The organism is Halobium salinum (genome assembly GCF_026586625.1).
In the GTDB taxonomy this organism is placed as follows: domain Archaea; phylum Halobacteriota; class Halobacteria; order Halobacteriales; family Haloferacaceae; genus Halobium; species Halobium salinum.
The window spans coordinates 1,614,467-1,634,880 of record NZ_JAODIW010000006.1; the positions used below are offsets into that span (position 1 = coordinate 1,614,467).

Consider the following 20,414-nt stretch of genomic DNA (forward strand, 5'->3'; position numbering starts at 1 on the left):
TGGTCTCCGAAGGCGACGGGGAACGGGACGCGGAAGCGACGGCGCGTGCGTTCGTCAGCGCGGTTCGCCGGAGAGCAGCCCCCGAGCGAGTCCTCGACGAAGGGCGCGTCGCGTCTCGGCGAGGGACCGATCTCACTGCCCCCAGTGGACGGGTCGGTCGGCGACACGCTGATTTCCTCCCTCCTACAACTCGACGTATGCCCATCGAAGACGCCGAGGGTCTGCGCCGGATTCTCGGCCACGAACGGGTGGCAGTCATCGGGGCGTCGACCTCCTACGAGAAGGCCGCTCACATCGTCCCGGCGTACCTGCAGCGCCACGGGTACGAACTCCGGCCGGTCAACCCGAACACCGACGAGGTGTTCGGCGAGCGGGCGTACGACTCGCTCGCCGACGTCGAAGAGCCGGTCGACGTCGTTCAGGTCTTCCGACCGAGCGAGGAGGTTCCCGGAATCGTCGCGGCGGCGCTCGCCCGCGACGACGTGAAGGCGATATGGCTACAGCAGGGCATCAGCCACGACGAGGCGGCACGCGAGGCGGAAGCGGCCGGGGTCGACGTCGTTCAGGACCGGTGTATGAAGGTCGAACACGGGCAGTTGATTCGCCATCCGATGGATTGAGTCCGTATCGCGAACGGCGGTGGGAGAACGTTCGGCACAGCCAGTCGTGTCGCTTCGCGCGCATCTCTTTCAGTTGCTGAAGAAATTCACTAGGTAACTACACGTTTTCATCGGCCCAACACCACGCCGAGAGGGAACCGGGACGAACGGCTCGGTCGACCCGTGAGGAGGAAGCGACGTCGTCCGAGACGAACCCTCGGGCGAGTCGCTGTGCGGGTTCCGGTCACCTCTCGGTCACGGGTGAACGAGATGAGACAGGAGAAGGGAGCAGTACCAGTCAGAATCGACACACCGGACGCCGTCGCCCGCCAGCAGATGGGTTTCGGCGACGCGAGCGGCTACGGCGAGCTCAGTGGAGAGTACTTCACGTTCGCCTCCGGGACGGACATCACGCCGCTCCTGGAGGGTCTGGAGGACGACCTCTGTCAGTGTCCGCACTGGGGGTACGTCTTGGATGGCGTGCTCACTGCCGAATACTCGGACGGACGCGAAGAGGTGACGCGAGCCGGCGAGCTGTTCTACTGGCCGCCCGGCCACACGGTTCGGGCGAACGAGGACGCGGAGATCGTCATGTTCAGCCCGCAAGAGGAGCACGCCGCGGTCATCGACCACATTCAGGCAAAACTGGAGTGAATCGGGCCGCCGCCGGGCGGCGTCGCCGGACTCCGCTGTCGGACGCCCACGCACCTCCCGTCGCGAGGGGCCGGGCGTTCCGACGGTGGTCCGGAACACGAATCGAGCGCGAGCACGTGACGGTGTTCTTTCGGTGAACGAAGGGATTTATACCTCGATTGCTAGCGTTTAGCATGGGTTCCGCGATTCAGGCCATCGAGTTCCTGGCGCGGTCCGAACACCGCGTCGCGACGCTGGAGGCCCTCTCGGAGGAGCGCCACGACAGGCGCGACCTGCGCGCCGCGACCGGCGCGTCGGACCCCACTATCGGACGCGTCGTTCGGGACTTCGAGGACCGGTCGTGGGTGACACGCGACGGACCGCAGTACGAACTCACCGCTCTGGGCGAGTTCGTGACCGAGCGGTTCCTCGAACTGCGTCGCGGGATGGGGACGGCCGAGACGCTCCGGGAGGTGTGGCAGTGGCTCCCCCGGGAGATGGAGGGGTTCGCGGTCGAGCAGTTCGAAGACGCCGTGGTCTCGTATCCCGGCCCGAACTACCCGTACACGCCCGTGGAACGGGTCACCCGACTCCTCGAATCGACCGAGTCCATCCGAGGGCTCGGAACGACGCTCTACAAGTCGGGCAACCTCGACGTGTTCTGCCGGCGCGTCGTCGAGGGGATGGAGACGGAGTACATCTACTCGCCGCCGGTCCTGCGAGCCATCGTCGAGTGGAATCCGGAGTTGGCCGCTCGGGCGTTCGAGCGTGACAACTGTACCGTCTTCCTGCACGACGCCCTGCCCGACGACGCACGCTGCGGGCTCAACGTCATGGACGACTGCATCGGAATCTGTGGCCACGACCCCGACACCGCCCAACTTCGGGCCGTCATCGACACGGCCTCTCCCGAGGCTCGCGAGTGGGCGGAGGCCGTCTACGACCGCTGTCTGGAGGAGGCACGACCGGTCGAGGCGGAGGAGTTGGACGCCGCGGAGTCGCACTCCCGGGAGGAGCGACTCCGCGTCGAGCCGCGGTAGCTGGAGTTCGAGTCCGAACTTTCGGTGTGCCTCGTTCACGGCCGGCACGCGTCGTAGAAGCAGTAGAGACGTATCTCAGGCAAGCGTTGGTTGTCGCCCGGAACACTAACTTCCGACCTCATCCCGTGGCGGCGTGCCGCGTCGGTCGGATAACCCTCGTGCCGGGCGGTCGCCGAGTAGGTCCGGCGACGATACCTGTTGCACACCCGGGTTCGCCGCGCTGTCATCGCTCCCGAAGCGGGAAGACTCGGGCGGGGACTAAAGGTGCGCAGGCCGAGGTTGGCGGCGACGAAACTAAATCCCTCCGTTCGGCGTCGCTCGCGACCGCGTCGCCGTCCCGATGCGAGCCCCCATGTCCATCCCGATGCGAGCCCCCACGTCGCGCCTGTCAGCCGTCCGAGAGCCACCGGAAGAACGGCCACAATCCAAACCCCCTTAGTGCCGTAGCGACGTATCGTGGCCAATGGCAGTACGTGTCGGCGTCCTCGGCGCCACCGGAGCAGTCGGACAGCGATTCATCCAGCTTCTCGACGACCACCCGACGTTCGAACTCGCGGCGGTCACCGCCAGCGAGTCGAGCGTCGGCCGGAGCTACCGCGACGCGGCCAAGTGGCGGGTCGACACCCCTATCCCGGACGACGTGGCGGAGATGGAGGTCGTCGCCACCGAGCCCGACGCGGTGCCGGACGATCTCGACCTCGTCTTCTCCTCGCTCCCCTCCTCGGTCGCCGCCGACGTGGAGCCCGACTTCGCCGAGGCGGGGTACGTTCTCTCCTCGAACTCCTCGAACCTGCGGATGGCCGAGGACGTTCCCCTCACGATTCCCGAGGTGAACGCGGAACATCTCGAACTCATCGAGGTCCAGCGCGACGAGCGCGGCTGGGACGGCGCGCTCGTGAAGAACCCGAACTGCTCGACCATCACGATGACGCCGACGCTCGCCGCACTCGACGAGTTCGGCCTCGAACGGGTCCACGTCTCCACCCTGCAGGCGGTCTCCGGCGCGGGCTACTCCGGCGTCACCTCGATGGAGATAATCGACAACGCGATTCCCCACATCGGCGGCGAGGAGGAGAAGATGGAGACCGAATCCCGGAAACTCCTCGGCGAGTTCGACGGCTCCGGTGTCGAACTGCACGGAGCGGACGTATCCGCCTCCTGTAACCGCATCCCGACCATCGACGGCCACCTGGAGAACGTCTTCGCCGAACTCGCCGACGACCCGTCGGTCGAAGACGTGGCCGCCGCGATGGAGGCGTACCCCGGGCTCGACCTCCCGAGCGCGCCCGAGCAGCTCATCCACGTGTTCGACGACCCGCTCCGACCCCAGCCCCGCCTCGACCGGATGACCGGCGAAGGGATGGCGGTGTGTGCCGGCGGGATTCAGGAGACCGCCGGCGGCGTGAAGTACAACTGCCTCGCCCACAACACGATTCGTGGCGCGGCCGGTGCGGCGGTGCTGAACGGCGAACTGCTCGTCGAAGACGGCTGGGTCTGAAGCCGGCCCGCCAGACGACCGCGCCGCTGTCTCGGCGGTCTGTGCTCGCTACTACACTTAACTCCGTAGAGTGGTAACACGAACCGAGGAGTTCACATGACGTTCTACGGCGGCGACGAGCTGGCGAAGGTGTACGACGACGCGCTCGCGGAGGGGTTCGGGCTCGTCGCGAGCAACGTGGCCGAGCCGAACGTGCTCGTCGGTCTGATGGAGGGGGCCGCCCGCGTCGACTCGGACCTGCTCCTGCAGTTGAGTTCGGGCGCCTGCTCGTTCGCCGGTAACGGCGACCCGGTGGCCGGACTGCAGGCGATGGGGACGTACGCGGAACTCGTCGCCGACCAGTACGACGTCGGCGTGTTCCTCAACATGGACCACCAGACGGACCTCGAGTTCGTCCGAACGCAGGTCGGGTTGGACCGTCGCTTCCCCTCGTCCATCATGATAGACGCCTCCCACGAGCCGTTCGAGGAGAACGTCGCCACGACCCGGGAGGTCGTCGAGATGGTGGCGGAGGCGGAAACCGATATCCTGGTGGAGGCCGAGTTAGGACGCATCAAGGGCGTCGAGGACGAAATCGTCGCCGACGAGGCGTTCTACACCGACCCCGAGGAGGCCGTCGAGTTCGTCGACCGAACGGGGTGTGACCTGCTCGCCATCTCGGTCGGGACCCAACACGGCGTCGCGAAGGGAAAGGACCTCGAACTGCGCCCGGACATCGCCCGCGACGTCCACGAGGCGCTGGAAGACCACGGGCTGTCGATTCCGCTCGTGCTCCACGGCTCCTCCGGTATCCTCCCCGAGCAACTGCAGGAGTTGTTGCAGTACGGCATCTGCAAGGTGAACAAGGACACCCACTACCAGTACGAGTACACGCGCACTGCGTTCGACTACTTCCGCGAGCACGAGGCGGACCTCCTTCCCCCGGAAGGCGTGGCCGACGACCGCGACGACTTCTTCAACGAGTCGGCGTGGGCGCCGAACAAGGACCACTTCGACCCGCGGGTCTCGGGCCGGGCCATCCGCGAGCGCATCGCCGAGGTGTACGGCGGACTCGCCGAAGTGGCGGGGTGTGCAGGGGAGAGCCGGTACGTGTAGCGCGCCGACACGTCACCGCGGCGCGACAGCTTAGGTGACCTGGTTCTCCAGCCCCTCGAACGCTCCGCGCTCCTCGGCGAGTTCGAGGTTGCGAACGAGGATGTCGGCCATCCGCTCGAAGTACTCGGGGGTGTGGCCGGCGTTGTGCGGGGTGACGAGCACGTTGTCGAACCCCCACAACTCGTGGTCCTCCGGGAGCGGCTCGGGGTCGGTCACGTCGAGAGCGGCGCCGCGAATGTCGTTGCCCCGGAGCGCCGAGACGAGCGCGTCGGTGTCGACGACCTTCCCGCGCGCGACGTTCACGAGCACGGCGTCGGTCGGCATCGTCTGGAAGGCCCCGTCGCCGACGAGCCCCTCCGTCTCGTCGGTCAGCGGACAGGCGAGGACGGTGTAGTCGGCGTCGACGACCGCGCTGTGGAGTTCGTCGAACCCGTACACCTCGTCGGTCGGTCCGCCCTTCTCCGGACTGTGGCGGACGCCGACGGTGTGGACGCCGAAGGCGTCGAGGCGCTCGACGGTGGCTTGGCCGATGGCCCCGAGGCCGACGACGGCGACCGTCGAGTCCATGAGCTCGTGGGTGGGGAAGGAGCGCCATTCGCGGCGCTCCTTCCGGCGGAACGCGCGGGGAAAGTCCCGGGCGAACGCGAGCATCGCGCCGATGGCGTGCTCGGCGATGTTCGGGCCGTGAACTCCCGAGGCGTTGGTGACGGCGACGCCCCGCGATTCGAACTCCTCCATCGGCAGGTGGCCCGTTCCGGCGTAGATGCAGGCGAAGTAGTCGAGGTTCTCGGCCTCGGCGATTCGTTCGGGCGCGAGGTAGTGACCGGTGACGACGGGGGCGCGGGCGACGAGTTCGCGCTCCTGCTCGGGGGTGGCGGCGAAGGCGACCTCGCGGTCGGGGAGACGCTCGCGGAGGGCCTCGGCGTAGCGCTCGCTCGGGAGGCCGTGAATCTTCTTGCGGAGGACGACCACGTCGGGGTCGCGCTCGGAGTCCACGTCGGCGTCGGGGCGCTGGTCGGCGGCGTCGCTCATGTCTTCGCGTTCTACCGGGCCGCACTTCAGTTCGGTCCGTCGCGGCAGCAGCCGCCGACTTCCGGCCGGACGGGAAGACTCGGCTCCACATCGGCCGACGAAACCGGCTCCACATCGGTCGACGAAACCGGCTCCACATCGGTCGACGAAACCGGCTCCCGTCCGTTCGGAGGGGTGCTTACGGACCGTGTCACCGAGCGTCGAAGTCGCCCCGCTTCCGCGGATTTATCCCACATCGAGCGGCAACACGTCGACATCGTGGCCTCGTCACTTCGCGACCGGCTCGCCGGCGCCGCGTCGACGCCGGCGGCACAGCCGCTCGTCATCGCGCTCGCCTCGGCGACGCGCTTCGGCAGCGGCATCCTGATGGGCACCGCGTTGGGGTACTACATCGGGCAGGGCGGCGGGTCGGACCTCGCCGCGGCGCTCGTCTACACCGCCTACTTCTTCGGGATGACGTTCTTCGCGCCCGTCTGGGGCGCCGTCGCCGACGTGACCGGGCGGCGCCGCGCAGTGCTCGTCGCCACGGGCCTCGGGGCGACCCTCTCGGTGCTTCCGCTCGCTCTGCTCCGTGGTGCGGGAGCGTTCGTCGGGCTTCGGGCGCTCTACGCCGTCTTCGCGGCCGGCTTCCCGCCGGTGATGCTCGCCGTCGTCAGCAGCCGGGGCGGGGAGTCGGGGCGGGGTCGAGCGCTCGGCTTCTACAACAGCGCCCGTGCGGTGGGGTTCACCGGCGGCCAACTGGGTGTCGGCGCCCTGCTCGGGTTCCTGGCGCCGCCCTCGCTGTTCGTCCTCATCGCGGCCGTGAGCCTCCTCTCGACGGTCGCGACCGCGGTCGTCGCCGGCGGCGGTGACCGCCCCGCGCGGGAGCCGTCGGTCGCCGAAGTCGTCAGCGAGGTCCGCCGTCGGTTGCTCCCCTCGCCGGAGGACCGGACACACCTCCGGCAGAACGGCCTCGTGTGGCTGTACGTCGCGCTCGCGCTCCGGAACGTCTCCGTACTGGGCGTCATGTCGCTGATGCCGGTCTACCTCCCGGGGTCGCTCGGGCTCTCCGCGTTCTGGATGGGGGTCGTCCTCGCGCTCAACCCCGGGAGCCAATCGGTGTTCATGCTCCTGTTCGGCCGGGTCACCGACGGGGTCGGCCGGAAACCCCTCGTCGCCGCCGGAATCGCCGGCAGTGCGCTCTTCCCGGTCGTCGCCGCCGCCGCGACGCTCCCGGCGACCGCGACGGGGCGGTTCTGGGTCGCCGTCGCCGCCTTCGTCCTCATCGCGGCGTCGTTCTCGTCGATGACGGTCGGCGCACTCGCGTTCATCGGCGACGTGGCGCCGCCCCGCCGCGAGTCCGAACTGATGGGCCTGCGGACCACCGCCAAGGGCGTCGGCGGCGTGCTCGGCCCGGTGCTGGTCGGTGGGCTCGCGCTTTTCGTCCCGCGGTCGGTCGCGTTCGCGGTCGGCGCGGTGCCCGCCGTCGTCGCCACCCTGCTCGTCGCGGTGTTGTTGGTCGAGACGCGCGGCGCCCGGGCCGGGTTCCCGTTGGTGTCGCGCGGGGACTGAGAAGGAGTGCGACGCCGGGACCGGAAAGAGGACTGAGAAGAACGGAGAACGCGGGCGGGACTCGTGCCTTCGACGCGCCACGTGAACACATCCCGGAACGCTAAGGTGGCCCCTTGACAAACCCCCGCTAACTTCACTCTCTCATGTCCCACGACCGACCCGACTCCGCCGCTCGCGACCCGGACGACGGGCCCGAACTGCTCACCCCTGGACCGACCGCCGTCCCCGAACGCGTCCGGCGGGCGATGGCCCGCCCGCAACCCAACCCCGACATCGAGGGGCGATTCCTCGACCGGTACCGGCGGCTCTGCGAGAACCTCGCCGAGGTGTACGGTATCGACTACGATGCCGACGAGGACCTCGTCGTCCTCGGCGGCGAGGGAATTCTCGGGCTGGAGGCGGCAATCGCATCGCTCGTCGAACCGGGCGACCGCGTGCTCTGTGTCTCGAACGGTCTCTACGGCGACGGGTTCGCCGACTTCGTCGAGAGCTACGGCGGCGAACCGACCGTCGTCTCCACCAACTACGGCACTCCCCTCGACGTGGACGGCGTGGAGGCCGCGCTGGACGAGGCTGCAGGCGGAACCGACGGCGATGGCGAGGACGATGCGCCGTTCGACCTCGCGACGATGGTCCACTGTGAGACGCCGACCGGGACCCTCAACGACCTCGACCCCGTGCTCGACCTGCTGGAGGAGCACGGCGTGCTCTCCGTGGTCGACGCCGTCTCCTCGCTCGGCGGGGCGCCGGTGCCGGCCGACCGAATCGACGTCTGTCTCGGTGCGTCCCAGAAGTGCTTCAGCGCGCCGCCGGGGCTGACGACCGCGAGCGTCAGCGAGGCCGCGTGGGAGAAGGCCGAGGCCGTCTCGCCGCGGTCGCTGTACACCAACCTCCTGCCGTGGCGGGACGTGAGCGAGGGGTTCCCCTACACCCACCTCGCGGCGAACGTCGCCGCGCTCGACGAGGCGGTCTCGCTCCTGCTCGAGGAGGGCGTCGAGGCCGCCGTCGAACGGCATCGTGTCGTCGCCGAACGGTGTCGCGAGCGTGGGGCCGCACTCGGACTGGAGACGTTCGCCCAGGGAGCCGCGGGCGATGGGAGGGCCGCACCCGACTCCCCGACCGTGAGCGCCTTCCACGTCCCGGGCGAGGCGAAGACGCTCCAGCGCCGCGTCGAGGAGGAGCACGGAATCCTGCTCGCGACCGGCCTCGGCGACCTCGCGGACGACGTGCTCCGCGTCGGGCACATGGGGTACAACGCCGACGTGGAGACGGTCGAGCGGGCGATGGACGCACTGGGGGCCGTCCTCGACGACACCGGCACCGACGCCGGGGAAGCGTGAGCGGACCCTCGCCGGGTGAGTCCGGCGGGCCCGACGACCCCGGCGGGTTCGGCGAATCCGGTGGATCCGGCGGGTCCAGCGGGTCCGGCGGGTCCGGCGAGTCCGGCGGGTCCAGCGGGTCCGGCGAGTCCGGCGGATTCGACGGGTCGGTCGAGTCCAACGAAACGGTAGCGTTCGAGGGCGGAGAGGTCGGTGGCCCGACCGTCGTCGCCCCGGGAATCGTGCGCATCGGCGTCGGTACCGGCAGTCCGGAGGGGCAGAACAGCGCCTACGTCCTCCCCGACCGCGGGGTCGTCGTCGACCCCGGACCCCCCTCCGACGACGCCTGGGAGCGCTTGGTCACCGGAATCGAGGCCGCCGGACTCGCCGTGGACGAGGTGGTTCTCGTGCTGGTGACCCACTGGCACGCGGACCACGCCGGGCTCGCCCCGCGGCTGGCGGAGGCGGCCGACGCGACGCTCGCCATGCACGAGGCCGACGCCCCGCTGGTCGCCGACTACGCGGCCGAGCGAGAGCGCCGAATCGACCGCGACGCCCGCCGACTCCGGGCGTGGGGGGTCCCCGACGACCGCGTCGCGGCGCTCCGCGAGGGGGACCGACCCTCCCCGATGCCGGACAGCTACCCCGTCCGCGAGCTGGTCGACGGCGAGTGCGTCCTCGGAATCCGAGTGTTGCACACGCCAGGACACACGCTCGGCGGGGCGACGTTCGTCGTCGAGGACGACGACGAGGAGGACGGGAACGGCTCCCCGCGCGGGACCGAGAGACCGACACTGCTCGTCGGCGACCACGTCCTGCCGACGTACACGCCGAACGTCGGCGGCGGCGACACCCGCCTGTTCGGATTCGACGACGAGGCCGACCCCGGCGCGGTCGACCCCGACAACCCCAGCCCGCTCTGGTTCTACCTCGACGCACTCGACCGCCTCGTCGAGTGGGACGGCCGGAGACGACGGTGTGGGGAGCACCACGCCGGGGGTGACGACCTCGGTGGCGTCGCCGACGACGGCGATACCGACCCGCCGACGCCGCTCGTCCTTCCCGGTCACGGAACCGACCTCGACCTCGCCGAGCGCGCGGCGGTCATCGACCGACACCACCGCGAACGAGCCGAGCGCGTGCTCGACGCCGTCCGGGCGGTGCAGGCCACCGGAACCGACGGGGAGAGCGGGGGCGAGGGGGCCAGCGGTGACGGGGTGACACCGTGGGCCGTCGCCCGCGAGTTGTTCGGCGAGATGGACGGCATCCACGCGAAGATGGGCGTCGGAGAGGCGGCCGCCCACCTCGTCGACCTTCGCTGTCGGGGACTCGTCGGCGTCGTCGGCGAGGAGCCGGTTCGATACAGCGCGGTCGGCCGCTGAGAGACGGCCGCCGGTTGTCGTCGAACTCGAGTCCGATACCGTCACTTCTCACAGCCTCAGAACGAGAGGGTCCCCTGTGCCCGCTCGACCCGGTCGGCGATACGAGCGACGAGGTGCAGGTCCGCACCGTTGGCCTTCAGCGAGAACGCTTCGCCGGGAGAGGCCGATATCGTCCGATTCATGCTCCGCGTCTCGCCCGGGTCGAGGTCGCCGAGGTTGGCCGCGAACTCCGCGACCTTCCGGTCGCCGGCGGCGACGAGGAGCGCGACCCGCACGTCGTCGAGCGGGCCGCCGGAGACGTTCGTCACCCGAGCCGTCACGTCGCGGGCGAGCGGGCCGGCCTTCGACACGTCGACGAGTTCGAAGTCGAGGCTCTCGGTACGCACCGGTCAGTCCCCCTCCCCGTCGTCGGCGACGCTCCCGGTCGCGTCGTCGCCGGCGGCGGTTTCGTCGGGTTCAGTGGCGGTGGCGTCGGTGGAGCCGTCGCCGTCGCCGTCGCCGCCACCGACCGCGCTCTCCGTCACGCGGATGCCCTTCTCCGCGAGGTGGCGCATCTGTCGCTGAGCGAAGTCCTCCTCGCTCGTGCCTGCGGTCGCGAGCACGTACATCACCGCCGGCCCGGTGGGACGCATCGTCCGACCGGCGCGCTGAGCGCCCTGTCGGCGCGAGCCACCCAGTCCCGAGACGACGACGGCCAGTTCGGCGTCCGGGAGGTCGATACCCTCGTCGGCGATGCGGGAGACGACGAGCGTGTCGCGCTCGCCGTCGCGGAACTCGTCGAACAGTCGCCGGCGCTCCCAGTGGGGCGTCTCGCCGCTGACGAACGGGACGCCCAGCGCCTCGGCCACGTCGCGGCCTTGGTCGAGGTAGTCGGCGAAGACGAGCGTCTTCGCCTCGGGGTGACGGCGGCGGAGTCGTTCGACCTCTTCGACCTTGGCGGGGTTCTGCGCGGCGATGGCGTGGCGCTCCCGGCCGTCGGCGCTGCGCCACTCGTTGAGCGTGAGGTCGTCGGTCCAGGGGACGTAGCGGATTTCGACCTCCGGCTCCTGGACGAAACCGGCCTCGAACAGCGCGTCCCAGTCGGTGCCGATGGGCGGCCCGACGAGCGTGAAAATCTCCTCCTCGTCGCCGGACTCGCGGACGGGTGTGGCGGTGAGCCCGAGGCGGTGTTTGGACTGGAGGTCGGCGGAGCGTCGGTAGATCGAAGCCGGAACGTGGTGGCATTCATCATATATGATAAGCCCCCACTTCCGGGAGTCGAACAGGTGCCGGTGGCGGTCCATCCCGGCGGTCTGGTAGGTCGCGATGGTGACGGGCCGGATGTTCTTCTCGCCGCCGTGGTACTCGCCGATTTGCGCCTCGGTGAGGGACGTGTGGGTCAGGAGTTCGTCGCGCCACTGGCGGGCGAGTTCGCGCGAGGGGACGAGAATCAGGGTCTCGCCGCCGACGGCCGCGAGGACGCCCATGGCGGCGATGGTCTTGCCGGCGCCCGGCGGGCCGACGAGCACCCCCGACTTGCGCTCCGTGAAGCGGTCGACCCAGTCCTGTTGGTAGTCGCGGAGGGTGACGCCGAGGTCGACGTCGACCGGGTCGCCGGTGTCGAGGTCGCGCTCGTCGCGGACGGGGTAGCCGGCCTCGTAGAGGATTCGCTTGATTTCGGCCTCCGTGCCCTCGCGGACCCACGCCTCGGTGTCGGAGATGGGCGCGTGGAGGTGCTCCTCGGAGAGCTTCTGCCGGGCGACGTTCCCCATCAGGTTGTCGTTCGCGGCTTCGAGCACGGTGTACCCGTCCTCGTGGGTGTAGAGGGTGAACTGATGAGCGCGCTTCCACTGGGACTCGACCCACTCCTCCAGGTGGGGGGACCGCCGGGGGAGCACCTCGCGCATCGACGCCAGGAGGTCGTCGACGTCGTCGAACGGGGCGTGCCAGACGTCCTCCTGGCGGATGCGGTAGAGGTATCCGCGGCCGCGGTTGCGGTCTTTCGCCGTGTCGGTTCGTTCGCTCGTGGTGTCGACGAGGTGAGCGAACTGCGCGAGTTGGGCGCGGGTGTACTGCGTCGGGTTGTCGACGACTATCTCGCGGCGCTCCGGGAAGAGGACCACCCGCTCGCGGGTCGTGAGGCCGGTCAACTCGGCCGGGTACCACACCGTCGAGAGCATCCGGGTCGGGCGGTCAGCGGTGGTAGTGTCGTCGGTGCCGATGGCGTCGGTGGTAGTGTCGTCGGTAGCGGTGGCGTCGGTGCCGGTGGCGTCAGTGACGGTGTCGTCGGTGGCGGCTTCCGCGCGGTCGGCAGACTCCTCGCGGTCGGGGCCCGCTCCGTCGCTCGCGTGTGTCCCGTCCCCGACGACTCGCCGGACTTGCCCCGCCTCGGCGAGCGACTGGAGTCCCTCGGCGGCGGTCTCCGGGTCGAGGTCGAGTCGCGCGGCCACCTGCGCGGTCGTGAGCACGGGTGTTCCCGCGGCGGCGACGGCGTCGTAGAAGTCGTCCAGCGTGAACGCTGTCGGCCGTTCCGTCCCGCCCGTCGTATCCGGTCGCCCGCCGGGGTCGACGGCTTCGTCCGTCTCGACCCCTTCGTCGTCGGTCATCGACCGGGAGTCGGTGGGCGACGCTCAAACGGCTTGCGGCGTGTCGCCGTGAGCACGAGGTGGGCGTCGACCCGGGATTCGAGTCGAAGTGGGCGACGGGGCGACGACGCAGGAGTTCGACTCGAAGTAGACGTATCGAAGTAGACGTATGGTCGGCGACGAGAATTCGACCGAAGTCGGGAGGAGACGGAGACACTCACTCCGACGGGAGTTCGTGGCGTGTATCGCCGCCGAGACGGTCGTAAGCGGACTCGAGTGGGCTGGCGTCGACGTACGCTGGGAACTCTTCGAGGGTCCGGACGGCGTCGGCGTAGAGGAACCCGATAGGACGGCCGCTGTCTTCGTCGAACGCCTGTGTCGGGCCGTCGTCGTCGACGGCGACGAACATCCGTCCGTCGCGGTCGACCTGCGGGGTCACTCCGTGTTGCATGTACAGGCCGGCCGTGAACAACGCGCTGGCGAGTGTCACCGGCCCCGTCGTCAGCTGCCACGTCACGTCTCTGCTCGCGTACGTCACCGTGGCGACGAACCCGTCGCCGAACCCGAAACACTCGACGCACTCGTCGGCGCGACGCCACCGAACCCGACTTCGAGTGAGTCGCGTTTTGGTCCAGTCGTTCGGTGTTGGAGCGACCGGTCGGCCGGTCAGGCGGTCGAAGGTCGTTCTGATCGCGTTTCGGGCGCGTCTGAAGGGGGTCTTGCTCATTCTCTCGTCGGTGGCTCCGGGGAGTCGGCCTCGGTCGGTGTGCAACTCGAGCGTCTCGTGCCCCGGGGTCTGATTCGCCGTCGTCCCGGTCGTCTCTGTAGGCGGTCGGTCGGGATGTTCACAACCCGCTGTCGTCTGCGGCGATACGGTGTTCGTGGACGGTGCGTTCGTGGGCGGTGCGTTTGCGGACGGTACGTTCGTGGACGACACGCGAGCCGTGTGGGGTCACGTGAGCCGTGTGGGGTGCTGTTCGAGGTGTGGTTCGAGCTTCGACCCGCCGTAGCGTGCCTCCTCGTTCGTCCGAGTGCTGGCGAGGACTTCGACCCGACTCGGCTTCACTGGGACCGCCCCGTCGGGCGTTCGTCTCGCGTCCCGTGACTCGTCGTGACCCGTGTCCACAGTGCCCGCACGTACGTCTAAATTAGACGTACTGGAGCGGGTTATAGTTGGGCGTCATCTGATTGACCCGTTGGAGGCGCCGGCCGGTTCGCTCGTCGGCACGTGTTCGGCGCCGAGTACCGGACCGCGGACTGCCGGCCAGTGTCGGGTCGATATTCCGCGGTCTCGGTAGAGGACACTACTCCCTCGAACGGCCCCTTATCCGGCTGTAGGGGGCCCCACACACCGTCGGCCAGGTCTCACACCGTCGGTCGTCTCTTACACCGTCGGTTGAGCGCCACAGTGTCCGTCGGACCCCACATCGTCGGACGAAGGCCACGTTGGACTGTCGGGTGTCGGTCGTCGTGCGGGATTTGGTCGTCGTGCGGGATTTGGTCGTCGTGCGGGATTTGGTCGTCGTGCGGGATTCGATCTTCGTGGGATTCGATCTTCGTGGGATTCGGTCCTCGTGGGATTCGGTCCTCGTGCGGAGCTCAGCTATCGTATCCGGCCCGTGACGACGACCGACAGCGTGTCGACAGGAGCTCGGTTTTCGACCGGTATTGGCCGTGACACTCGTCGCAGACGACCGAGGCGAGCCCCGCCCTCGTGGTTATTCGGTGAGAGCCGATCTCCATCGGTCGGTCGATCTCCCGGGGGCGGATGCGCAGCGGAATCTGTTCGTTCGGCGCCGCGCTCAGGTCGCCGCGGAGCTGGATGGTGTGAAGGTCCTCCTCGCGCCACCGTTCTGACTCGACCGCCTCCGCCCACGAGGCGACCTCGGTCCACCCCGTGACGATCACCGGCGAGTTCGTCTCCGTGTCCCCGACGACGATGACGTACCGAACGCCGTCGCGAACGAGTGCGAACCGCCACCCGTCGGTTCGGTTCCAGCGGAGCTGTCCCGTCCGAATGGCGTCGCTCGCGATGGGAAGAGTGACGTATCGACCGGGCTGACGGAGTCGCCGTCGGAAGTGGTCTGTCAACGAGTACGCAGCCGGGTCACGGACGGGCGGGTCCCACGGCGTTCGATGGGTGCCGTACCCCAGCTGGCTGCTGTCGTGGCTGCTCTCTCTCGATGCCACTGTGTGGGCATACGTCCCACGGTATTATGTCGTTTGCGCCTGTTCTCTCGACGCTACTCCGAAACCTGTTCCGCGGTCACGACCCACGCGTGTGGATGACGTTCGTTTCCGTCCCGGGTGTACGTACTCCGTCACTCCTCAACGTAGGTCCTCCGTCACTCCTCAACGTAGGTCTCCCCTCCTTCGTCGTCCGCGGAGTCGCCACGCCGGTCGACCGGAAGTTCGCCACGTCGGTTGTCGCCCGTGGCTGTGCCAGGTGCCCTCTCGTCGGGTCCTCGGACCGTCGGCTGCCGATTCGCGTGCATCGACACCGGGCTTCCGGTGAACGTGTCCCTGTGTCGTGCCGGTCCGGCCCGGTCGAACGAAGGTGACGCTCGACTCCGCGGCGGACAGCGACTGAGTTCGAGACGGGAACGAGGGTCTCCAGCCCAGAGAGACACCGGGTTTCCGGTGAAACAGGACACACGTGTAGCAACCGGAGAGCCACCCGACTTCGAACAGGACGAGGCGGCGAACCCACACCGTGTTTCCGGTGAACGGCTGACTCGAACGGGGTTGGGTTTAGATGGAGACCGATTCGGAGAGAGCCCAGTCCGGCCGCGCCCTATCCCGAGTATGCCTACAGACCTTCTCTAACTCGAATTGCCACGCGTTTGGGTAGGCCCACACCTCGTTTCCGGTGGACGTCCGGAAGCGAGACGTGCGTCCCCAGGTGGCCTACCAATCCTTCCGCTCCGGCGTCGCCGCAAGTACCCACTCCGGCCGCCACAGGGGAGAACACTGATACCGACCGATTGCGACTTGCCCGGCACCGGTTCGGTACTGGTTCTCGACGGTGAACTCGACCGCGTCGGCGGCCGACTAACACGCTGGTCGAAGGTCGTAACCGGCGTGGTCCGAGACGATTGCCGAGTGCCGGAGAGAGACACCAGGTTTCCGGTGAACAGTCTCGGTGTTGGGGGGCAAATCGCCTCGGCCGCGACCGGCGAAACTCACGGATCCGTGAAATTCAAAGAAGTTAAGTAGAATCTCTGAGAAAATTCCGCCAAGCCAGTCGCAAACGAACATATGGATAGTCGCAATAAGTCCGCAGACGAAGTGACCCTCTCATTCAAACAGTAGTTCAGTGCGAGACGGATTCGCTTTTTCAACTTGTTCGTGACGTGTGAGGGCCTGCTTGGATACGTAGACGGGATAGGAACACGGAGACCACACTTCGTCGTCTGCCTGTCCTGCGGTCCGACTGTCTCGTGATCCGAGTTGCCAGTCGATAGCGCAAGTTGTCGCCGACAGTCTGAGTTGTCGCCGATGGTCTAAGTTGTCGGCTAGTAATCCAAGTTGTCTGGCGATCATCCGGGGTGACAGCCGACGGCTCGAGTCGTCGGCTGAACCGGAACTCGTCTCACGCTCCACCGGACGGTTGTGGTCTCGAGTGACGAGGACCGTTGTGGTCCCGAGTGACGAGAGACCTCGAAGGACCGTGATTCTCCACACCACGTTTCCGGTGAAACCACCCGAGATGTGTCGAATCTACCTGGCATCTCCACGTTCGACCGCGTAACCCCGCCGTTTCTCCGGTTCGGAGGAGAAACTAGCTCGATCGCTGAACCGAATCCCCCGGTTTCGTCTCCACCCTACCCTTCCCACCCACCGTTCACCGGAAACCCGGTGTGTGTCTCCTCCGCCGAGAAAGGGTAAGACATTTCACCGGAAACGCGGTGTGGCATGGTATGCTCGACACTGGGGACGACCTCTTCACGCGGGAGGACCCCATCTTCGCGAACAAAGAACTCCTGGAGATCAGCCACCTCCCGGGGGAGGGGCGAATCGTGGGCCGAGACGACGAGATATCACAGCTCGCCAACGCGGTCAACCCCGCCATCTTCGGACAGAGTCCCAGCAACGTACTCATCTACGGGAAGACCGGGACCGGGAAGTCGCTGTGTGCGAAGTACGTCTCGAAGCGCCTCGTCGAGACCGCAGCGGGCGAGGGTGTCGAGGCCGCCTTCGCCTACGTCGACTGCGCACAGGACACCACCGAGACACAGGCAGTCCAGACCATCGCCGAGGGGGTCAACGACCCCGACGAGACCGGCATTCGTGTGCCCGACAAGGGACTCAGCACGTCGACGTACTACAAGCGGCTCTGGCGCATCCTCGACGCACGATTCGATGTCGTCCTCATCCTCCTCGACGAGATCGACAAACTCGACGACGACGACATTCTCATGCAGCTCTCCCGGGCCGGAGAGGCGGGAAAAATCGAGCGCTCCAAGCTGGGCGTCATCGGCATCAGCAACAAGATTCAGTACAAGGACCGCATGGACGAGCGCGTGAAGTCGAGCCTCTGTGAGCGCGAGTTCGTCTTCCCGCCGTACGACGCGAACCAGCTCCGCGACATCATGGAGGCCCGTAGCGACGCCTTCCGCGAGGGCGTGCTCGACCCCTCTACCATCCCGCGCGCGGCCGCACTCGCGGCCCGCGAGCACGGCGACGCCCGGAAGGCGATCGACATCCTCCGGTACGCGGGCGAGATTGCCCAGTCCACCGGCGTCCCGACGGTGCGAGAGGAGTTCGTCACTCAGGCACGAGAGCGAGCCGAGACCGACCGCTTCCGCGAACTCATCCGCGGGTCGACACCACACTCGCGGTACGTCCTCCAGGCGCTCGCCCTGCTCTCGCTGTCGAACCAACGCCAGGACGGGTTCCGGACCAGCCGCGTGTACGAAATCTACGAGAACATCTGCCGACAGGAGGGGTCGGACAGTCTCTCGCTCCGTCGGGTCCGCGACCTGCTCAAGGAACACGCGTTCCTCGACATCATCGAGCAGTCGAAGCACAGCGGCGGCAGTGCCGAAGGGAGCTACACGAAACACCGCCTGCTCGAGGACCCGGAAGTGGTGAAAGAGGTACTGACCGAGAACATCGACGGCTGAGGCGACCGTCCACCGCTCGACACCGGCTAGCCGTCGCACCGAGAGCAGCGATTGGAGGGCGTTGCGTCGGGGGACCGGTCCGCGTGCTCGCTGCAGTTGCGGCGAAGCGTTCTACCGACTTATATTTTTCACTCTAATGCGTGATTGAAAACATCACGTGTTGCAGGGGCCATCACAGCTGCGAGCCACAGGAACGGTCCCGGTTCCGGCGGACGAGAGGACGACCTGACGCATACGATGACGCAGACGAGGGTGAGAGCGAACAGAGCCACGACGGTCGACCGCCGTCACTCGGAAGCGCCGCCACTCGTCGGCTCGGCGTCGGTCGCGTCGGTCGCGACTGTCGCGAGGACGCGACTCCGGTCACGCTCCTCGGCGTAGAGGTCGCTCACCCACTCGACGAACGCCTCCTCGTCGCCGTCGAGCGAAGCCACCATCGTCCCCTCGTCGTAGACGCAGACGAACGCGTGACCGTCCGCGATCATCAGTCCACAGCCCGGTGAGTCGGACGAGACGAGAAGCGTGAACTTCTCCAGCTCGAACGCCTCGCCCAACGCGTCGGCGTACTGGGTCTCCGAGACGTGGAGGACCGACTCGTCGATGACAAGTTCCGCGTCGGTCTCCGGTGTGAGCGCGGCGCCGGCAGCCTCATTGAACAGCGGGCTGACCACGGGCGTAACGCCACGGAATCGTTCGAGCCCGCCGTCCCCAAGAGTCGCGCGGAACCGGCCGATGGGTGCGTGAGGGTTCTCTGGCGTGGCGGTCTCGAGTCTGACTGCGGAGAGGAACTCGGGCGGCAAGTCGCGGAACGCCGCCGGTGCGTGCCGTAGGAAGGGCCGGACGCGATTCGTTCCGTCGACGGTCGTCTCCAACCGGTCGTACTGTTCGATGACCATTCCTCCGGCCACGGTGAGCCGGTACTCGCCGTCGTCGCGCGCGACCCATCCCCGCTCGACGAACCCGGAGAGGCTCCGATGTGCGGTCTCGCGCGCACACGAGCACGCCGACGCGAGTTCCGAGGGGCCTCGCGGCTCGTCACGCAGCGCTCTGAGGATGTCGACGCGGTTGTCGGAGCCGACCAGGTACGCGATATCGTGACGTGCACTCATCGTCCGTGGGCCTCCGCCGGCTCGACTGCTACTCCGAACATCTCCGTTCAGCAGGTGCGCTCAGCCCAGGAGGCCGAGGTTCTCGATGCGTTCGACGATACGTTCGACAGCGGTGGCGGCGTCGTCGGTCCGCTTCCCACCAGTGATGACGATCTTCCCGGAGCCGAACAGGAGGATGACGACCTCGGGCTCGTCCATTCGGTAGACGAGTCCGGGGAACTGCTCGGGTTCGTACTCGACGTCCTCGAGACCGAGGCCGATGGCGAGGGCGTTGAGGTTCAGGTTGTGACCGAGGTCGGCGCTGGAGACGATGTTCTGGACGGTAATCTCCGGGTCGTCCTCGACGGGGATGCTGAGTCCGCGGAGTTTCTCGAAGATGATGCCGAGCGCGTCGTGCACGTCGTCGATGCTCTTCGCGCCCGTGCAGACGATCTTCCCCGAGCGAAAGATGAGTGCGGCCGCCTTCGGCTGCTGCGTTCGGTACACCAGCCCGGGGAAGTTGTCCGGGTTGAAGTCCGCACCCGGCAAGTCCTCCGCCAGCGCCTCCAGGTCGAGTTCCTGGCCGATGCCGGTCGATGCGACGACGTTCTGTATCTCGATGGAGTCTGCCGGTGACGTCATTATATACCCGTCCTCGCTCCTGTCTTATAAAGGGATGGCTTATAAAGTATCTCCCTCACACGGGAGGGCTTTCGTTCGACGCTGCCGATTCGCGATTCGCACATCAACAGGACCGGCCTGCGGCCCCCGTGTACCGAGCGTTCAGCACTACCGAGTTGTCTACCATCCTCGCCCCGGTACACTCCGCCCGTATCCTGCTTACCACGGCATCCCTTCTTCTACACCAACGCCACATAGCACCATCCACACGCGAGCACACGCACGCGATAACCAAAGTAACAGACTGTCAGATTGCGTACGTGGGGACCACAACGACCCATAGGACAAGATTGAGGACGCTGACCTGAGGATGTCGACGACTGTGGCGAGGTCGACGTCGGCGTACTCACCGCGATTGCGTTCTACCCACCGACCAGCGAGCCGCTACGAAAGCTTCCAAGCGGGTCTCTCTCTGGGCCGCCGCTCTGTTCAGGCGGTGAGATGCTCTTCGACCGGCGACGATTCCGGTTGTGGGAAATTCGCGTGTCAACGGATGTCTTCCATAATTCTGTAACAATCGGGGCGAATCACTACTACTAAGTACTACCCTCGACTTAGTAGTAGATGCGTAAGACACAGCGTGATGGTGGCCCGCTCAACACGGGCCGCACTCACGGACCTACGCGGCATCCGCCTCTGGCGGACTGTCGTACGCCCGGGACGATTCCAGTGGGTTTATACCCGTGGAACGTTTCGGTTTAGGTCCGAAGGAGATGAGGATTCCGCCCCTGCGGTCAGGCCGTACAGACGGAATCTGATGTGAGCCACGATGGTTCGGTGACACCCGGTCGGTCCTGGTGTCCCGA

16 protein-coding genes are annotated in these 20,414 nt (G+C 67.4%); 9 read left to right on the top strand and 7 right to left on the bottom strand.

The genetic code is table 11. The annotated features are described in order from the left end of the window. The first annotated feature begins 197 nt into the window (after positions 1-197). From N5095_RS11510 to fba, 5 genes are all read left to right on the top strand, one after another. Positions 198-620, top strand: a complete 423-nt coding sequence (locus N5095_RS11510; protein ID WP_267622983.1) for a CoA-binding protein — start codon at positions 198-200, stop codon at positions 618-620. 249 nt (positions 621-869) lie between these two features. Beyond that, positions 870-1,253 (top strand): cupin domain-containing protein, encoded by a 384-nt coding sequence (locus N5095_RS11515; RefSeq protein WP_267622984.1) that lies wholly within the window; start codon positions 870-872, stop codon positions 1,251-1,253. A 173-nt stretch (positions 1,254-1,426) separates the two neighbouring features. Then, the gene (locus N5095_RS11520) at positions 1,427-2,272 is read left to right on the top strand and encodes a helix-turn-helix transcriptional regulator (RefSeq protein WP_267622985.1); all 846 of its coding nucleotides are present in this window, start codon (positions 1,427-1,429) and stop codon (positions 2,270-2,272) included. 463 nt (positions 2,273-2,735) lie between these two features. Next, entirely contained in the window at positions 2,736-3,770 is a 1,035-nt protein-coding gene (gene asd, locus N5095_RS11525; protein WP_267622986.1) for an aspartate-semialdehyde dehydrogenase, read from the top strand. A gap of 96 nt (positions 3,771-3,866) precedes the next feature. Next, on the top strand, positions 3,867-4,865 hold the full coding sequence (gene fba, locus N5095_RS11530; RefSeq protein WP_267622987.1) for a class II fructose-bisphosphate aldolase: 999 nt from the start codon (positions 3,867-3,869) through the stop codon (positions 4,863-4,865). Between the two features lie 30 nt (positions 4,866-4,895). Here the strand turns inward: fba and N5095_RS11535 are convergent, their stop codons facing one another. After that, the gene (locus N5095_RS11535; RefSeq protein ID WP_267622988.1) at positions 4,896-5,897 is read right to left on the bottom strand and encodes a D-2-hydroxyacid dehydrogenase; all 1,002 of its coding nucleotides are present in this window, start codon (positions 5,895-5,897) and stop codon (positions 4,896-4,898) included. A gap of 258 nt (positions 5,898-6,155) precedes the next feature. Here N5095_RS11535 and N5095_RS11540 point away from each other — a divergent pair, with 258 nt between their 5' ends. The 3 genes from N5095_RS11540 (at position 6,156) to N5095_RS11550 (ending at position 10,149) form a co-directional block, all read left to right on the top strand. After that, the gene (locus N5095_RS11540; protein ID WP_267622989.1) at positions 6,156-7,448 is read left to right on the top strand and encodes an MFS transporter; all 1,293 of its coding nucleotides are present in this window, start codon (positions 6,156-6,158) and stop codon (positions 7,446-7,448) included. A 143-nt stretch (positions 7,449-7,591) separates the two neighbouring features. Then, positions 7,592-8,788, top strand: coding sequence for a pyridoxal-phosphate-dependent aminotransferase family protein (locus N5095_RS11545; RefSeq protein WP_267622990.1), 1,197 nt, complete (start codon positions 7,592-7,594; stop codon positions 8,786-8,788). Next, the gene (locus N5095_RS11550; RefSeq protein ID WP_267622991.1) at positions 8,785-10,149 is read left to right on the top strand and encodes an MBL fold metallo-hydrolase; all 1,365 of its coding nucleotides are present in this window, start codon (positions 8,785-8,787) and stop codon (positions 10,147-10,149) included. The genes N5095_RS11545 and N5095_RS11550 overlap by 4 nt, the downstream gene beginning before the upstream one ends. A gap of 56 nt (positions 10,150-10,205) precedes the next feature. On the opposite strand, the gene N5095_RS11555 is transcribed toward N5095_RS11550, so the two are convergent. The 4 genes from N5095_RS11555 to N5095_RS11570 all read right to left on the bottom strand — a co-directional run bounded on the left by N5095_RS11555 (position 10,206) and on the right by N5095_RS11570 (position 14,903). Then, a complete protein-coding gene (locus N5095_RS11555; protein ID WP_267622992.1) occupies positions 10,206-10,535 on the bottom strand; it encodes an FxLYD domain-containing protein in 330 nt (109 codons plus the stop codon). A 3-nt stretch (positions 10,536-10,538) separates the two neighbouring features. Further along, complete coding sequence (locus N5095_RS11560; protein WP_267622993.1) at positions 10,539-12,734, bottom strand: DEAD/DEAH box helicase; 2,196 nt, start codon at positions 12,732-12,734, stop codon at positions 10,539-10,541. 196 nt (positions 12,735-12,930) lie between these two features. After that, positions 12,931-13,440 carry a hypothetical protein gene (locus tag N5095_RS11565; RefSeq protein WP_267622994.1) on the bottom strand — a complete coding sequence of 170 codons (510 nt, stop codon included), beginning with the start codon at positions 13,438-13,440 and terminating at the stop codon, positions 12,931-12,933. Between the two features lie 872 nt (positions 13,441-14,312). Further along, positions 14,313-14,903: a hypothetical protein gene (locus N5095_RS11570; RefSeq protein WP_267622995.1), complete on the bottom strand. Its 591-nt coding sequence runs from the start codon at positions 14,901-14,903 to the stop codon at positions 14,313-14,315. A gap of 1,730 nt (positions 14,904-16,633) precedes the next feature. Here N5095_RS11570 and N5095_RS11575 point away from each other — a divergent pair. Beyond that, positions 16,634-17,839, top strand: a complete 1,206-nt coding sequence (locus N5095_RS11575) for a Cdc6/Cdc18 family protein (protein ID WP_267622996.1) — start codon at positions 16,634-16,636, stop codon at positions 17,837-17,839. Positions 17,840-18,126: 287 nt separating this feature from the next. Here N5095_RS11575 and N5095_RS11580 read toward each other — a convergent pair whose 3' ends face one another. Further along, on the bottom strand, positions 18,127-18,948 hold the full coding sequence (locus N5095_RS11580; protein WP_267622997.1) for a helix-turn-helix transcriptional regulator: 822 nt from the start codon (positions 18,946-18,948) through the stop codon (positions 18,127-18,129). Positions 18,949-19,008: 60 nt separating this feature from the next. Further along, a complete protein-coding gene (locus N5095_RS11585; protein WP_267622998.1) occupies positions 19,009-19,569 on the bottom strand; it encodes a TATA-box-binding protein in 561 nt (186 codons plus the stop codon). Positions 19,570-20,414: the final 845 nt, after the last annotated feature.

Bases quoted from the DNA above. Each gene is read 5' to 3' on its own strand.
- N5095_RS11510 (WP_267622983.1), top strand. From the start codon at position 198: ATGCCCATCGAAGACGCCGAGGGTCTGCGCCGGATTCTCGGCCACGAA.
- N5095_RS11515 (WP_267622984.1), top strand. From the start codon at position 870: ATGAGACAGGAGAAGGGAGCAGTACCAGTCAGAATCGACACACCGGAC.
- N5095_RS11520 (WP_267622985.1), top strand. From the start codon at position 1,427: ATGGGTTCCGCGATTCAGGCCATCGAGTTCCTGGCGCGGTCCGAACAC.
- asd (WP_267622986.1), top strand. From the start codon at position 2,736: ATGGCAGTACGTGTCGGCGTCCTCGGCGCCACCGGAGCAGTCGGACAG.
- fba (WP_267622987.1), top strand. From the start codon at position 3,867: ATGACGTTCTACGGCGGCGACGAGCTGGCGAAGGTGTACGACGACGCG.
- N5095_RS11535 (WP_267622988.1), bottom strand. From the start codon at position 5,897: ATGAGCGACGCCGCCGACCAGCGCCCCGACGCCGACGTGGACTCCGAG.
- N5095_RS11545 (WP_267622990.1), top strand. From the start codon at position 7,592: ATGTCCCACGACCGACCCGACTCCGCCGCTCGCGACCCGGACGACGGG.
- N5095_RS11560 (WP_267622993.1), bottom strand. From the start codon at position 12,734: ATGACCGACGACGAAGGGGTCGAGACGGACGAAGCCGTCGACCCCGGC.
- N5095_RS11565 (WP_267622994.1), bottom strand. From the start codon at position 13,440: ATGAGCAAGACCCCCTTCAGACGCGCCCGAAACGCGATCAGAACGACC.
- N5095_RS11575 (WP_267622996.1), top strand. From the start codon at position 16,634: ATGCTCGACACTGGGGACGACCTCTTCACGCGGGAGGACCCCATCTTC.
- N5095_RS11580 (WP_267622997.1), bottom strand. From the start codon at position 18,948: ATGAGTGCACGTCACGATATCGCGTACCTGGTCGGCTCCGACAACCGC.
- N5095_RS11585 (WP_267622998.1), bottom strand. From the start codon at position 19,569: ATGACGTCACCGGCAGACTCCATCGAGATACAGAACGTCGTCGCATCG.